Raw genomic sequence first — 13,209 nt, forward strand, 5'->3', positions numbered from 1 at the left:
TCAGATAAACACCTCCCTCAGGCATTTTTCCTGAATTCTGTAGGCGTCATATTATAGTTTTTTCTGAATACTTTAACGAAGTAATTATTGTCGGAGTATCCGACATAGCTGCTGATCTCCTGAATAGGAAGATTCGTCTTCTTCAGGAGGCCGGCAGCTTTTTTGCAGCGCATGGAAGCGGCGTATTCCGTCATGGTCACGCCTGTTTCCTTTTTGAACAGCCTTGCAAGGTGGGAAACAGACATACTTGCGGCACTTGCAAGGTCTTCGTTTGATATGTGATCTCCGAAATGGAGACTAATGTACTCAAGGACTCTCTGAATTGGCGCAGAAAACCTGTCCAGGGACAGTTTGTGATTTCGAACTGCTTTCGTGAGCTCAACGATCATTTCGATCAGGTAGCGGGTCTGCAGCTCCGGTCTTTTTGTAGCTGATGAGAGCTGAGTATACTTCTGAGTGATCTCATCTATTGTAATGACCGAAAGCCCTGATTCTTCCGCAGCTTTTCTGGAAAGGGCTTTAAGTATTGCCAGACCATAGCCCGAGGCATAGTAGTTAAGGGTCTCTTTAGAAAAGTCGGAAAGAGACTCAGGGCCGGATAATTTTTCAAATGCTGACATGACGTTTTTGGTATCCCCGTTCCTTATCATTGAGAGGAACTGTTTTTCCTGGTCGTATCGCCTGTAGATCTCGCTGTAATTCTTTTCAGACAGCTCCGTCCTGTCGTCTTCCTCGGATACATTCTGGATAAAACCCGTAAGCCTTCTGTACGAATACTCTGACTCCGCAGGAGAAAAAGAGATTATGCATTTGTTTACCACGCTGGTGATCTGCTCAGTATATACTATTGGAAATGCAGTGTAATACAGCTTAAACGCCAGTGATTTCGAGGAGGATTCATCGTTTCTTGCAAGCACGGTCTCTGTCTTAAGTTCCGAGTATTTCTCTTTTACATAAGGTCCGATTAAATAATACCTGTTATCAAATGTAAAAAAAGACATACAAATGCCCAGCTGGTCTATGAGTTCATAGATCATTTCTCCTTTGGACGAGCTCAGAAGATAGTGCAGGGCATCCTGTGTAAACATGGGCTGCATCCTGATACTGAAGCAGTATTTCTTTTCGAAGGCCTCAAGAGATATGTCCATATCCGTGGCATCCGTTACATCTACTGAGAGCAGATTATTTAGAAGAGCTGAAAAAAGAGCATAATCCATATTCATTCCTCAAAAGTAGCAAAATAATACTATAATAGACAAAATAATTCTAACATATCCCGGAGCTGAATGGTACTATGACCCTACCAGGAAAGCTTTCACTATTTAACAGATTCTCAAAACAGCAATAAAGATGTAATTGAAAGGGGCTTACAATGGGCAAGGACAGATCTCTTTTTAGGGAAGAAAATGGGGTAACTTACAAGAGGGCAAGGACGTGGCATATCGCTCTTGCAATGATGACAGGTGCCGGGCAGATGGCTTTTTATCTGCTGATGAACGGGGCAACCTATATAGGAAATTCGAACTTTGGAATACTCGTGGCAGTTACAGGCCTTATTATCACGGGATCAAGGCTTTTGGACGGTATTACAGATCCGGTAATAGCTTTTTTCTTGGAAAGATTTAATTCAAGATTTGGAAAAGTACGTTTTTCGATCATGTTCGGATGGCTGCTGATGGCAGTTTCAACCACACTGATGTGCAATATTGGGGCGAAGCTTTCGCTATCCGGAGCGGCAGGGATAACTTTCTTTGTTCTCTGCTATGTGATCTACATCATTGGTTATACCTTCGTAAGTATAGCCGGCCAGATCAACATGAGCATTCTGACCAATGATCCCAAGCAGCGTCCCACCATCGGCGTCTGGAGCACAGCATATTCATACCTGGTTCCAATGATCATGAGCGTTGTGGCATCGGCTGTGATCCTCCCGAGATTTAACAACATTCAGGGAACGGAATACTTCGCAACTTACAACATAGTGGTGGTACTTGTTTCGCTCTTTTTCTATATTCTGGCATGTATAGGAATTGCTCCTTATGACATCCCCGAGAATTTTGAAGGAATTAAAAAGGATGGCGAGACCGATGAAAAGCCAAGCTTTAAGGACATGCTGGCGCTGATAAAAGAGAATAAAGAGCTTCAGAGATTCATCATGGCTGCAACCTCGGATAAGCTGGCTCAGACCATAGGTTCAGCTGCGGTGGTATCCACAATGCTCAACGGCATTATGCTGGGATCAATGGCTATCTCATCGATTCTCTCTGCTGTGGCAATGCTTCCGTCCATCATCTTCGCCATCATAGGTGCAAAAATTGCAGGTAAGCAGGGTAGCAGAAAAGTCATGATCGACTGGACCAAAAACTGCATTGGACTGAACATCGCATTTGCCGTATATCTGCTGTTTACTCCTACAACCCTTGTGGGAACGGTATTTGGCGGCAATTTATCAACAGGCGCAGTTCTTATGGCCATTACTTATGTGCTCTTCACCTTCGGAAACAATGCGATGAAGATGGTGGTTTCCGTTTCGACAAGCGCATTCAGGATGGATGTGGTCGACTATGAGATGGATCGCTCCGGAAAATACATGCCTGCGACAGTATCTGCCACCTACAGCTTCGTTGACAAAATAGTTTCATCATTCGGTGCAACCATCGCAACACTAATGATCGGACTTATAGGATATACGACTACAGCTCCCCAGCAGGGAGATCCGCTTAACTTCGGCGTCAAAGCCATGACTGTTGTGCTTCTGATCGGCTTCCCCATTATCGGATGGGTCTGCACACTTCTGGCAATGAAGAATTCCGAGCTCACATACGAGAAGATGGAGGAGATCCAAAAGAGTATTGGCGAAAAGAAAAAGGCAACAATGGAGCAGTAAAAGCAGGAGAGGAGAAGCATGAGAACAACAATTCTTTGGAATGATAACTGGATATTTGAAAAAGAGGGCAGGAGCGAGGCAGTAACTCTCCCCCACACATGGAATGCTGTTGACGGACAGACAGGTCCGGATCCGTATTACAGGGGAACCTGCACTTATAAAAAGACATTTGAACGGCCTGTAACAGAGGAAGGCCAGCGGGTGTTTGTGGAATTTCGCGGGGTCAATTCTTCCGCCAAAGTTGTTTTAAACGGCCGTGAACTCATAAATCATGACGGCGGATATTCCTGCTTCAGGGCGGATATTACGCAGGCGCTTTCAGATTCAAACGAGATTGAAGTCTCTGTCTCCAATGAGCCCAATACAAGGGTGTATCCTCAGAAAGCGGACTTTACCTTTTACGGCGGGATATACCGGGATGTCTATCTTGTGATCGTGGATGAAAAGCACTTTGACATGAACTGTTATGGCGGCAGGGGACTGTATGTCACACCAAAAATAAACGGAAATGAAGCTGAAGTTGAGGTCAAAGCCTATGTAAACGGCGGCGAAAGTGTAAAAATATCCATAGACGGCGTAACAGAGAAGGAATTCGAGGTGGTTCCGTCAGATGAAGCCACCGCCGGATATATGGCCTGCGGCACTATCATTATAAATGATCCGCATTTATGGAACGGGCTTAAGGATCCGTTTTTATACAATATCACAGCGACTCTTTTAGATGAATCAAAAGAGTGCGACAGGATATATGACAGATTTGGAGTGCGGCAGTTTCATGTTGACCCTGAAAAGGGATTTTTCCTAAACGGAGCAAGCTACCCTCTTCGAGGCGTCTCAAGGCACCAGGACAGGGCAGGAGTCGGCAATGCACTGACAAAAGAAATGCACAGGGAGGACCTTGAGCTTATCCTCTCCATGGGAGCCAACTCTATAAGGCTCGCGCACTATCAGCATGATCAGTATTTCTATGATCTGTGCGATGAAAAAGGCGTAGTAGTATGGGCTGAGATCCCATATATCACCGTACACATGGACAGCGGAAGGCAGAACACCATATCCCAGATGAAAGAACTGATAAGCCAGAATTACAATCATGCATCAATAATGTGCTGGGCACTTTCAAATGAGATATCTCTGCAGGGCGTGACCGAGGACCTCCTGGAGAACCACAGGATATTAAACGATATTGTCCACGAGATGGATCCTGTAAGGTTTTCTGCCATGGCAAATCTGTTCCTTCTTAAGACAGATTCTCCCCTGGTGACACTTCCCGATATTCGCGGATACAACCTGTACTATGGCTGGTATGTAGGAGAAATGGAGGACAATGACAGGTGGTTTGACGACTTCCACAGAGACCATCCGGGTGTCGCAATAGGACTTACGGAGTACGGCGCAGATTCAGTGATCACGCTTCAGTCTCCAATGCCTGAAAAAGGTGATTATACTGAGAGCTATCAGGCTGTTTATCACGAGCATATGCTTGAAATGTTCAGTACCCGCCCATATATCTGGGGTACCTACCTCTGGAATATGTTTGAATTTGCCGCAGCCGGACGAGACGAGGCCGGAGATCCGGGCAAAAACCACAAGGGTGTCATCACCTTTGACAGGAAGCAGAAAAAAGACGCTTATTATATCTATAAAGCTTGGTGGTCAGATGAGCCCTTCATCCACCTTTGCGGGAAAAGATATCACGACCGCATAGAGGATATTACCGAGATCAAGGTGTATTCAAATCAAAATAAAGTCACACTCTTTGTGGACGGGAAAGAAACAGGATGCTTAAGCGGAGAACACGTATTTAAGTTTAATGTGCCCATAAGCGGAGTTCATACAATAAAAGCCGTCTCAGGAAATCTCTCTGATGAAATGGAGATAGCAAAGGTTTCCGAGCCCAATCCCGCTTACTTTGCTCCTGACAAAAAGGTCAGGAACTGGTTTGACAAGAAAGATGCGCCTGAGGAAAAAGAGGGCTACCTTTCCCTTTCGAGTACAATGGCAGAGATTCAGGCTATACCTGAAGGAAAGGCAATACTCGACAGAATGATGGCTGCAATGACTGCAAAGACAGCTGGCGGCATGGGTGAAGGAGTGGAGATATCCGAAGCCATGCAGCAGATGATCGCCCGCCAGCCCCTCATCAAACTTTTGCAGCAGGGCGGCATGGACATAGAATCTGACGAGATTAAGGCACTTTCAAATGCTCTTATGAATATTAAAAAGCAGTAAAGAATGCAAGAGGTGTTAAATGGAAGCGGCTAAGATTTTTGAAAAATCAAAGTGGATATCGCCTGAAAACGTCACAGAACCTGAAAAGAGAAAAGGAGCAGGGTATCTCAGGACTACATTCTTTTATAAAGAGGGAGATGTCAGGGTATTTGCCACAGCCCATGGCCTGTATGAAATACTTATAAACGGACGTAAGGTCACCAAAGCACGACTGACTCCGGGATGTGATGAGTATGATAAAAGGCTTCAGTATCAGGAGTTTGCGATCACAGAGGCGCTTAAAGTAGGAGAAAACGAGATATTCGTCACACTGGGCGACGGCTGGTACAGAGGCTGCAGCGGAATTGACGGTATAAGAAATCTGTACGGTGAGGATATTTCTTTTTTGTGCTCGCTCATAGCCGGAGACGACTTTGATAATCCCATCCTTGTATCTGACACAGTGTGGGATGCCTGTGAAAACGGGCCCATAAAACTTACGGACCTTGAACTTGGAGAAACTTATGATGCCAATGTACCGTTTGATGAATGGCATAAGGCAAGGGAGATGTCTTTTGACAAGGGAAACCTCGTGGCCCAGTCCGCGCCATTTGTTACGGAGCATGAGGTGTTTGAGGGAAGGCTCATCACCACCCCTAATGGAGAAAATGTCTTTGATTTCGGGCAGAACCTTGCCGGTTATACGTCTTTTGTCGTAGAAAATGCCAGGGGAGGCGAAAAGATCTGTCTCATCCACGGTGAAACCCTGGATGAGAATGGAAACTTCACAATAGAAAACTTCCAGCCCGGAGAGCGCAACAAATCCGGCGGAATAAAGCAGGAGATAAACTACATCTGCAAGCAGGGCAGGAATGAGTTTAAGCCGCTTTTTTCCATGTTTGGATTCAGATACGCAAAGATAACTGGTGATATTTTACCGCCTGACATCCGGATAAAGAGCATTGCCGTGTATTCAGACATGAAGGAAACAGCATACTTTGAATGCGGCATGAGTGAAGTAAACAGGCTCTTTAAAAACAGCGTATGGTCCATGAAGTCAAACTTCTGCGATATACCGACTGACTGTCCCACAAGAGAGAGGGCAGGCTGGACCGGGGATGCGGCGGTTTTTGTGAGGACGGGCGCATATCTCATGGACTGTAAGGGCGTATATGAGAAATGGCTTGCAAACGTCAGGATAGGGCAGCATCCTGATGGCAAGATGGCCTATATCTGCCCCAGAAATTCCAATCCCGGCAAAATAGCAGAGATGTTCTCAGCTTCTGTGGGCTGGGGCGATGCAGCGGTCATCGTGCCCTGGAATCTTTACAGAATATACGGCGATGAGCAGATACTTAAAGACAATTATGAAATGATGAAGAAGTGGGTGGACTTCCTCGGAAGAAGAGCTGGAAAGAGCAAGCTCAAGAACCGGTTTGGGAAGAACCCCTACAGAAAGTACATCATCGACACGGGAATGGACTACGGCGAGTGGTGCGAGCCCGGGGCAGATGTCATGAAGACCATGATGGCGGCCTTTAAGGACGGACAGCCCGAAGTAGCCACAGCTTACTACGCCTATTCTTCAGGAATCCTTGCCAAAATATCAGACATCCTGGGATTCAAAGACGATGCCGACAAATACAGAGAGATCTCAGAGAAGGTGACAGAGGCATACCGATATCTGGTTTTAAAAGACGGGCATATAAGATCTGAGAGGCAGTGTGAGTATGTAAGGCCTCTTGCGTTTTCTCTTTTAACGGAAAAAGAGGCAGAGGATGCAGCGGCGGATCTGAATGACCTTGTAGTGAAAAATGGCTGCCATCTGAACACGGGCTTTCTTTCAACGCCTTTCCTTTGCCGGGTGCTGGCTGATCACAGCTATACGGACACGGCATACAGGCTGCTCCTTAATAAAAGCTATCCATCATGGCTCTATGCTGTGGAGAAAGGCGCCACAACAATCTGGGAGACCTGGGACGGTATCAGGGAGGACGGGACCGTCCACGATTCGCTTAACCACTACTCCTACGGAGCTGTTTCCGGATGGCTCCTATCAGGCGTTCTGGGAATAAGATACGATTTTGACAAGGTTCTGATAAAGCCGCTGCCGGATAAGAAACTAAAATATGCCAAGGGATACTATGATTCGCCGAGAGGGCGCATAGTTTCCGAATGGAAATATATCGAAGAGACGGATTCTTTTACCTTCCATTTTGAGATTCCGGAAGGTATGGAAGCAGAACTTGAGCTCCCCGGGCAGGAAAAGAGACTTTTCACCGGCGGCAGCTTCGACATGGCAATAGAAAACACAAAGTGATTTAGGAGGATCAAAGATGAATAGATTTGAGAACGGATTCATGCTTGGCGCATCAACAGCAGCTCACCAGGTTGAAGGAAATAATACAAATTCAGATTACTGGGTAATGGAGAATATGGAGTATTCCCAGTTTGTGGAGCCATCACTTGACGCTGTCGACCACTATAACAGATATGAGGAAGACATCAAAATGCTGGCGGATGCGGGCCTTAACACCTACAGATTTTCTGTTGAGTGGGCACGCATTGAGCCTGAGCAGGGCAGATTTGACGAAAAAGAGATTGAGCACTACAGGAAGATGATCAGATGCTGCAGGGACAACGGCGTTGAGCCTGTTATTACCCTGATGCACTTCACCTCACCTGTGTGGCTTATAAAGCAGGGCGGCTGGGACAACGAGCAGGTCGTAGAGCTTTTTGCAAGCTATGCAAGATATGTCACAGAGCAGCTTGGCAGCGAGATTAAATATATCTGCACCATAAATGAAGCAAATATGAGATTGCAGATCGGCGCTCTCATGGAGAGATTTAAGAAGCAGATGATGGCAAAAATGGCAGATGCAGCCAAAAACGGTGGTGATTCCATGGAGGGGCAGGTTCAGGTCGGCCTTAATCTCTCGGATCCCATGGAGAAAATGAAGCTGGCAGCTATGGAGAACGCCAAAGTATTCGGTGATCCTCAGCCCCATACCTTTGTCTCCGCAACTGATGCTAACGGCGATATGATAGTGATAAAGGCACATCAGGCTGCAAAAGCGGCGATAAAGGAAGTTAATCCTGATATTAAGGTTGGCATCACACTTTCCCTTCACGACTGTCAGTACATCGAAGGCGGCAGGGAGCGCGCCGACAGTGACTGGAACGAGGAGTTCAGCCATTACGTTCCTTATATCAAGGATGACGATTTCTTTGGACTTCAGAACTATACCAGAACCACTTACGGCCCAGACGGAATCGTGCCTGTTCCTGTGGGAACTCCAATGACACAGATGGATTATGAAGTATATCCTGAGGCCCTTGAGCATGTAATAAGACGCGTACATGAAGAGATGCCGGAAGTGCCGATCCTGGTTACCGAGAACGGAATTGCAACATCAGATGATACTCAGAGAGTTAAGTTTATCGACATGGCAATTGAGGGCGTTCAGAGCTGTATCAGAGATGGCATTCCCGTTATCGGCTACTGCCACTGGTCACTTATCGATAATTTTGAGTGGCAGAAAGGCTATGCGCTGACCTTTGGCCTTTGCGCAGTTGACAGAAAGACACAGATAAGGGCACCAAAGCCCAGTTTGAAGCATCTTGGAGGCTATTTGAAATAATGACAGGCAGAATACTTACAGGCGTACAGCAGATAATGATAGGAAGCAGATGCGGCAGCTATGAAAGTGCCCTGCGCACGCTTGAGAGCATCAAGAGTGCAGGGTATGACGGCATTGAGCTCAATGAATTCATGATAAGGCCAACACCTTTTATCGTGAGACTGCTTACGAAATTTGCCGGCATGCCCACGGGAAACAGCGGAAAGCTCGACTGGAAGAAGCTGATCTCAGAGAGCGGCCTGAAAGTCATAAGCCTCCACAGCTATCTGAATAGCATTGAAGAAAAACCCGAGGCTGCTGCGAAAGAAGCTTTGAGCTTTGGAACGGACACCATTGTTATAACCGGTATGTACAGGTTTGATTACGGGAATTTCGCTGAGGTAAAAAAACTGGCTGTGCGCCTGAACATGGCCGGAAAAGCTCTTTTGCCCTATGGAGTGAAACTTCTTTATCACAATCACAACGTAGAGCTGCAGAGGGTCTCAGAAGAAAAGACCGCCTATGATCTGATCGTAGAAAACACAGATCCGCAGTATGTCAACTTCGAGCTTGATACATACTGGATGGCAGATGGAGGTGCCGATGTCACAGCCCTTGTAAACAAACTGTCAGACAGGATGGTGATGTGGCACATAAATGACAGGGGCTGCAGGAAGAAGGGGCCTTTTATTACGCCTATACTTAAAGAGGACGCCGCGGAACTCGGCACAGGTAATATGGCTCTCGGAACTATCTTGGAAGCCGTAAAGGCCAATACCAGAGTAGAAGCGATCGTTCTTGAGACCCACAAAAACTGGATAGATAATGACCCGGTTAAGAGCCTTACGGTAAGCGCAGAGTGGTTTAGAAAACACCGATGATTGAATCATCACTTCGAAGCAAAATATGGATTCGAAGGAAGAGGAGCTGGCTCCTATAGTTGAGGATTTTCCCGACCTTAAGGATGACTGGGACGAAGTTTATGGAGACAGATGCAATCAGGTAGTGTTCATAGGCAAAGGATATGAAAAAGCGGACATTGTAATACTGCTCTATGAGTGCATTTGAGAATGACGGATTTATGAGAAATATGGATGGGAGTTCTTTTGCATGGCGCAGGGTGATGGAGAGCCTGAGCCGACAAGACTTTACATTCACAGGTGATCACGAAAGGGGGACTAAATGAACTATTTTGTTGAAGGACTTCAAGGAAGTGGAAAGAGTACGCTTGTAAAGAAACTTTCCGAGAAGTATTCTGATTATATGGTCAGTTATGAAGGTGACTACTCTCCTGTGGAGCTTGCCTGGTGTGCCTATGTTGATAAAGAGACGTATGGTGGGATCCTTGAAAAGTACAGTGAAATCCGTAGTGAAATTGAGGAGAAGAGCGTAGGAGAAGGTGATCACATGATCATCTGCTATACTAAGATCATCACTGACATCCCGGGATTTCATAAGGATCTTGAGAAGTATGAGATCTATAACGGAAATATTACTACGGATAGATTTGAAGAGGTTGTCCTGCGGAGACTTCGAAGCTGGAGCGGAGATAAAAGTATATTTGAGTGTTCCATTTTCCAAAATATAGTAGAGGACATGATCCTGTTTCAGAAGAGAAGTGATCAGGAAATCATTGATTTTTATAAGAGAGTTAGCGAAGCTCTTACCGGCAAAAAGTATCAGATAATGTATATCATGACTGAGGACGTTGCATCAAATATTGATGTTATAAGAAAAGAAAGGTCTGATGACAAGGGAAATGAGATGTGGTTTCCACTTATGATGCGATATTTCAACAGCTCACCTTATGCAACAGCAAAGGGACTGTCAGGAACAGACGCTCTGATCGACCACCTCAGGCACAGACAGGAATTGGAACTTAGGATCTGCAGGGAGATATTTGACGGAAGCTACACGCTATTAAAGTCGAAAAACTACTGCTTGGAATAATAGCAGTTTACGGGCTTTATAGGCGTTAACATTTGGGCGGGGAACATAATCCGGAGAAGAATACATTCCCCTTGAACCAAGGATGGAGCTGGTTTCTGAAAGAAGCTTCCCTTTGATGATGAGTCTTTTGATGTGATCATTCGTCTAAAAGATTTGTCATACTCTTCATGCTTAGTGCAATTGTTGACGCATTGTGAAGGAATGCAGTGGTGGTTGGAGTAAAGGTTCCAAGCATGCCCATGATTATCAGGAAAGAGTTAAATCCGATAATGGAATTGTAATTCATGTTGATCCGTCGCATCAGTTGAGAACTGAGCTTTCTAAGAGTTAGGAGAGCTCCGATATCATCTGAAGAAATCGTTATGTCCGCGATTTCCCTTGCGATGGATGCACCTGTACTGACGGCAATTCCGGCATCGGCCTCGGAAAGGGCCGGAGAGTCATTAATACCATCACCTATCATGATTACCTTTCTTCCTGCTTCATGCTCTCTTCTTATGAAGTCAGCTTTGTCTTCAGGAAGGACTTCGGAGAAGTACCTTGTAACGCCTGTTTTTTCTGCAACAGATTTTGCGGTTCTTTCGCTGTCCCCGGTCATCATAACGAGATCTTCAAAACCAGCCTCTTTCAATCTCTTTATTACTGAAGGGGCTTCATCTCTCAGAGGATCTTCAATAAGTATTACTGCAGCAAGTTCTTCACCTATAGACATATACAGGTGCGAATATTCAGGTGGAAGAGAGTCGAATTTTTCAGTGAATCCACTTGGAACAGTACATTTTTCGTCCTCAAAGATGTAGTGATGACTTCCTATACATATTTTTTTACCATCAATTGTACTGGAAATGCCATGTGCAACGATGTAGGTTGCTTTGGTATGCTTCTCTTCATGAGTAAGCCCTTTAACCTCAGCAGCTTTAACTACAGCATTGGCAATGGAGTGGGGGTAGTGCTCCTCAAGGCATGCGGCCAGACGAAGCATCTCATCCTCGTTTTGGTCGCCAAAGGTGACAACCTTGGCAACTTTGGGCGTGGCATAAGTCAGAGTGCCGGTTTTATCGAAGACGATAGTTTTTGCTTCGGCCACAGCCTCCATGAACTTCCCGCCTTTTATGGAAATCTTGTGGTCGCCTGCTTCGCGCATGGCAGATAAGACGGCTATTGGCATGGCGAGCTTCAGTGCGCAGCAGAAGTCAACGTTAAGGATGGAAGTTGCTTTTGTGGCGTTCCCGGTGATGAACCAGGTGAGCAGAGTTGCACCAAAGGTATAAGGAACAAGCCTGTCCGCCAGGTGTGCAGCTTTTGCTTCAGCCTCGGACTTTAGTTTTTCGGATTCCTCTATCATAGACACAATCCTGTCATAACGTCCCTGCCCCTGAGCTTTCTGCACGGCTATGATCAGTTCGCCTTCATCAATAACAGTACCGGCATATACAAGAGAGTCTTCTGTTTTGTGTACGGGCTCAGATTCACCGGTCATGGCAGCCTGGTTTACAGAAGCATCACCACTAAGGACAACTCCGTCAAGAGGTATCATAGTACCGGTTCTGACAACTATCCTGTCATTTTCCTTTATATCCGAGACATTTGAGAGAATTTCCTGACCATCAGAGGAAATCATCCATACCTTGTCAACATTGAGGGACATTGCTCTGGCCAGGTCATCAACCGATTTCTTATGCGTCCAGTCCTCCATCATCTCACCCATTTCAAGAAGGAACATAACATTGCTGGCTGTTGCATGGTCGCCCCTGATAAGAGATACTGCGATGCTGGTTGCATCAAGAACGGGAACTTCGAGCTTTCCGGAAAGCAGGCACTTAAGCCCTTTTATAACGTAGGGAATAGCCTTTAAGTAAATGATCACCCTTCTAATCTGCAAAGGGATGATAAATCTGCGGACGAGTTTGCTTGCAATATGAAAGAACATCCTGTCCTCATATGCAATGCGAAGTTCCCTTCCGGTATGTTCCGGAACAGTGATTTCCATTTTTTCTTTATATGCGGAAAAAGCCTGTATCAGATCATCCCTGAAGGCGGAGTCATAGGAAACTATGGCATTCGATGTTCGTTCATTTACATCTGCCTTTTTTACAAAAGGAAGTGAAGACAGGTAATATTGAATTTTGTCAGCTTCAAAAGAAGACATATGGCGTACAGCGATGTGTACACGCATACGTCCCCCATTTTCGTGCAATATTTTACAATTCATAGTTATGCCTCGGCGCTAGCAAGAACAGCCTTTGCATCCTCTATTTCTTTTGCTCTTTCTTCAGCATATCTCTTTTCGTTGATCTCTTTGGCATCAGCGCTGATATCCTGACAGTTCTCCTTGATGTTTGTGTAGGTCTCAAGGCAGGTGTCTTTGCATCTGTATACCGCAGCGGTTATATGTGTATAGCATTTTTTTGCATCCTTACTGGAAAGAGCTTTAACCCCTACTGTACCAAGTGCGAAACCGCAAGCTACTTTTCCTATTGTGCTCCAACTGATCATAAACAATCCTTTCTGTACTTGGAAATGTACACAATTAATTTAATA

At 45.5% G+C, this 13,209-nt stretch carries 10 protein-coding genes; 7 read left to right on the forward strand and 3 right to left on the reverse strand.

The features are described 5' to 3' along the window. Positions 1-17: 17 nt before the first annotated feature. Positions 18-1,217 (reverse strand): helix-turn-helix transcriptional regulator, encoded by a 1,200-nt coding sequence (locus T501_RS14125; protein ID WP_044915510.1) that lies wholly within the window; start codon positions 1,215-1,217, stop codon positions 18-20. 155 nt (positions 1,218-1,372) lie between these two features. On the opposite strand from T501_RS14125, the gene T501_RS14130 reads away from it, so the two are divergent. From T501_RS14130 to T501_RS14155, 7 genes are all read left to right on the forward strand, one after another. Continuing rightward, on the forward strand, positions 1,373-2,887 hold the full coding sequence (locus T501_RS14130) for an MFS transporter (RefSeq protein ID WP_044915512.1): 1,515 nt from the start codon (positions 1,373-1,375) through the stop codon (positions 2,885-2,887). Positions 2,888-2,905: 18 nt separating this feature from the next. Further along, the gene (locus T501_RS14135; RefSeq protein WP_044915514.1) at positions 2,906-5,119 is read left to right on the forward strand and encodes a glycoside hydrolase family 2 protein; all 2,214 of its coding nucleotides are present in this window, start codon (positions 2,906-2,908) and stop codon (positions 5,117-5,119) included. Positions 5,120-5,138: 19 nt separating this feature from the next. After that, positions 5,139-7,418: a family 78 glycoside hydrolase catalytic domain gene (locus T501_RS14140; protein WP_044915515.1), complete on the forward strand. Its 2,280-nt coding sequence runs from the start codon at positions 5,139-5,141 to the stop codon at positions 7,416-7,418. A gap of 16 nt (positions 7,419-7,434) precedes the next feature. Beyond that, a complete protein-coding gene (locus T501_RS14145; RefSeq protein WP_026511090.1) occupies positions 7,435-8,739 on the forward strand; it encodes a glycoside hydrolase family 1 protein in 1,305 nt (434 codons plus the stop codon). Next, positions 8,739-9,599 carry a sugar phosphate isomerase/epimerase family protein gene (locus T501_RS14150; RefSeq protein WP_044915516.1) on the forward strand — a complete coding sequence of 287 codons (861 nt, stop codon included), beginning with the start codon at positions 8,739-8,741 and terminating at the stop codon, positions 9,597-9,599. Before T501_RS14145 ends, T501_RS14150 begins: the two co-directional genes overlap by 1 nt. Positions 9,600-9,624: 25 nt before the next feature. Then, a complete protein-coding gene (locus T501_RS21400) occupies positions 9,625-9,786 on the forward strand; it encodes a GTP-binding protein (protein WP_242845534.1) in 162 nt (53 codons plus the stop codon). A 114-nt stretch (positions 9,787-9,900) separates the two neighbouring features. Continuing rightward, positions 9,901-10,668, forward strand: a complete 768-nt coding sequence (locus tag T501_RS14155; protein ID WP_026511092.1) for a P-loop NTPase family protein — start codon at positions 9,901-9,903, stop codon at positions 10,666-10,668. A gap of 136 nt (positions 10,669-10,804) precedes the next feature. Here the strand turns inward: T501_RS14155 and T501_RS14160 are convergent, their stop codons facing one another. Beyond that, entirely contained in the window at positions 10,805-12,880 is a 2,076-nt protein-coding gene (locus T501_RS14160) for a heavy metal translocating P-type ATPase (RefSeq protein WP_044915517.1), read from the reverse strand. Between the two features lie 2 nt (positions 12,881-12,882). Then, complete coding sequence (locus tag T501_RS14165) at positions 12,883-13,164, reverse strand: DUF6110 family protein (protein WP_081843172.1); 282 nt, start codon at positions 13,162-13,164, stop codon at positions 12,883-12,885. Positions 13,165-13,209 lie beyond the last annotated feature (45 nt).

Origin of the sequence: Butyrivibrio sp. WCE2006, from assembly GCF_000701985.1 — a bacterium.
Taxonomy (GTDB): domain Bacteria; phylum Bacillota; class Clostridia; order Lachnospirales; family Lachnospiraceae; genus Butyrivibrio.

What these genes read in the sequence shown, in the direction of transcription:
- T501_RS14125 (WP_044915510.1), bottom strand. Translation starts at nt 1,217, where the DNA reads ATGGATTATGCTCTTTTTTCAGCTCTTCTAAATAATCTGCTCTCAGTA.
- T501_RS14130 (WP_044915512.1), top strand. Translation starts at nt 1,373, where the DNA reads ATGGGCAAGGACAGATCTCTTTTTAGGGAAGAAAATGGGGTAACTTAC.
- T501_RS14135 (WP_044915514.1), top strand. Translation starts at nt 2,906, where the DNA reads ATGAGAACAACAATTCTTTGGAATGATAACTGGATATTTGAAAAAGAG.
- T501_RS14140 (WP_044915515.1), top strand. Translation starts at nt 5,139, where the DNA reads ATGGAAGCGGCTAAGATTTTTGAAAAATCAAAGTGGATATCGCCTGAA.
- T501_RS14145 (WP_026511090.1), top strand. Translation starts at nt 7,435, where the DNA reads ATGAATAGATTTGAGAACGGATTCATGCTTGGCGCATCAACAGCAGCT.
- T501_RS14150 (WP_044915516.1), top strand. Translation starts at nt 8,739, where the DNA reads ATGACAGGCAGAATACTTACAGGCGTACAGCAGATAATGATAGGAAGC.
- T501_RS21400 (WP_242845534.1), top strand. Translation starts at nt 9,625, where the DNA reads ATGGATTCGAAGGAAGAGGAGCTGGCTCCTATAGTTGAGGATTTTCCC.
- T501_RS14155 (WP_026511092.1), top strand. Translation starts at nt 9,901, where the DNA reads ATGAACTATTTTGTTGAAGGACTTCAAGGAAGTGGAAAGAGTACGCTT.
- T501_RS14160 (WP_044915517.1), bottom strand. Translation starts at nt 12,880, where the DNA reads ATGAATTGTAAAATATTGCACGAAAATGGGGGACGTATGCGTGTACAC.
- T501_RS14165 (WP_081843172.1), bottom strand. Translation starts at nt 13,164, where the DNA reads ATGATCAGTTGGAGCACAATAGGAAAAGTAGCTTGCGGTTTCGCACTT.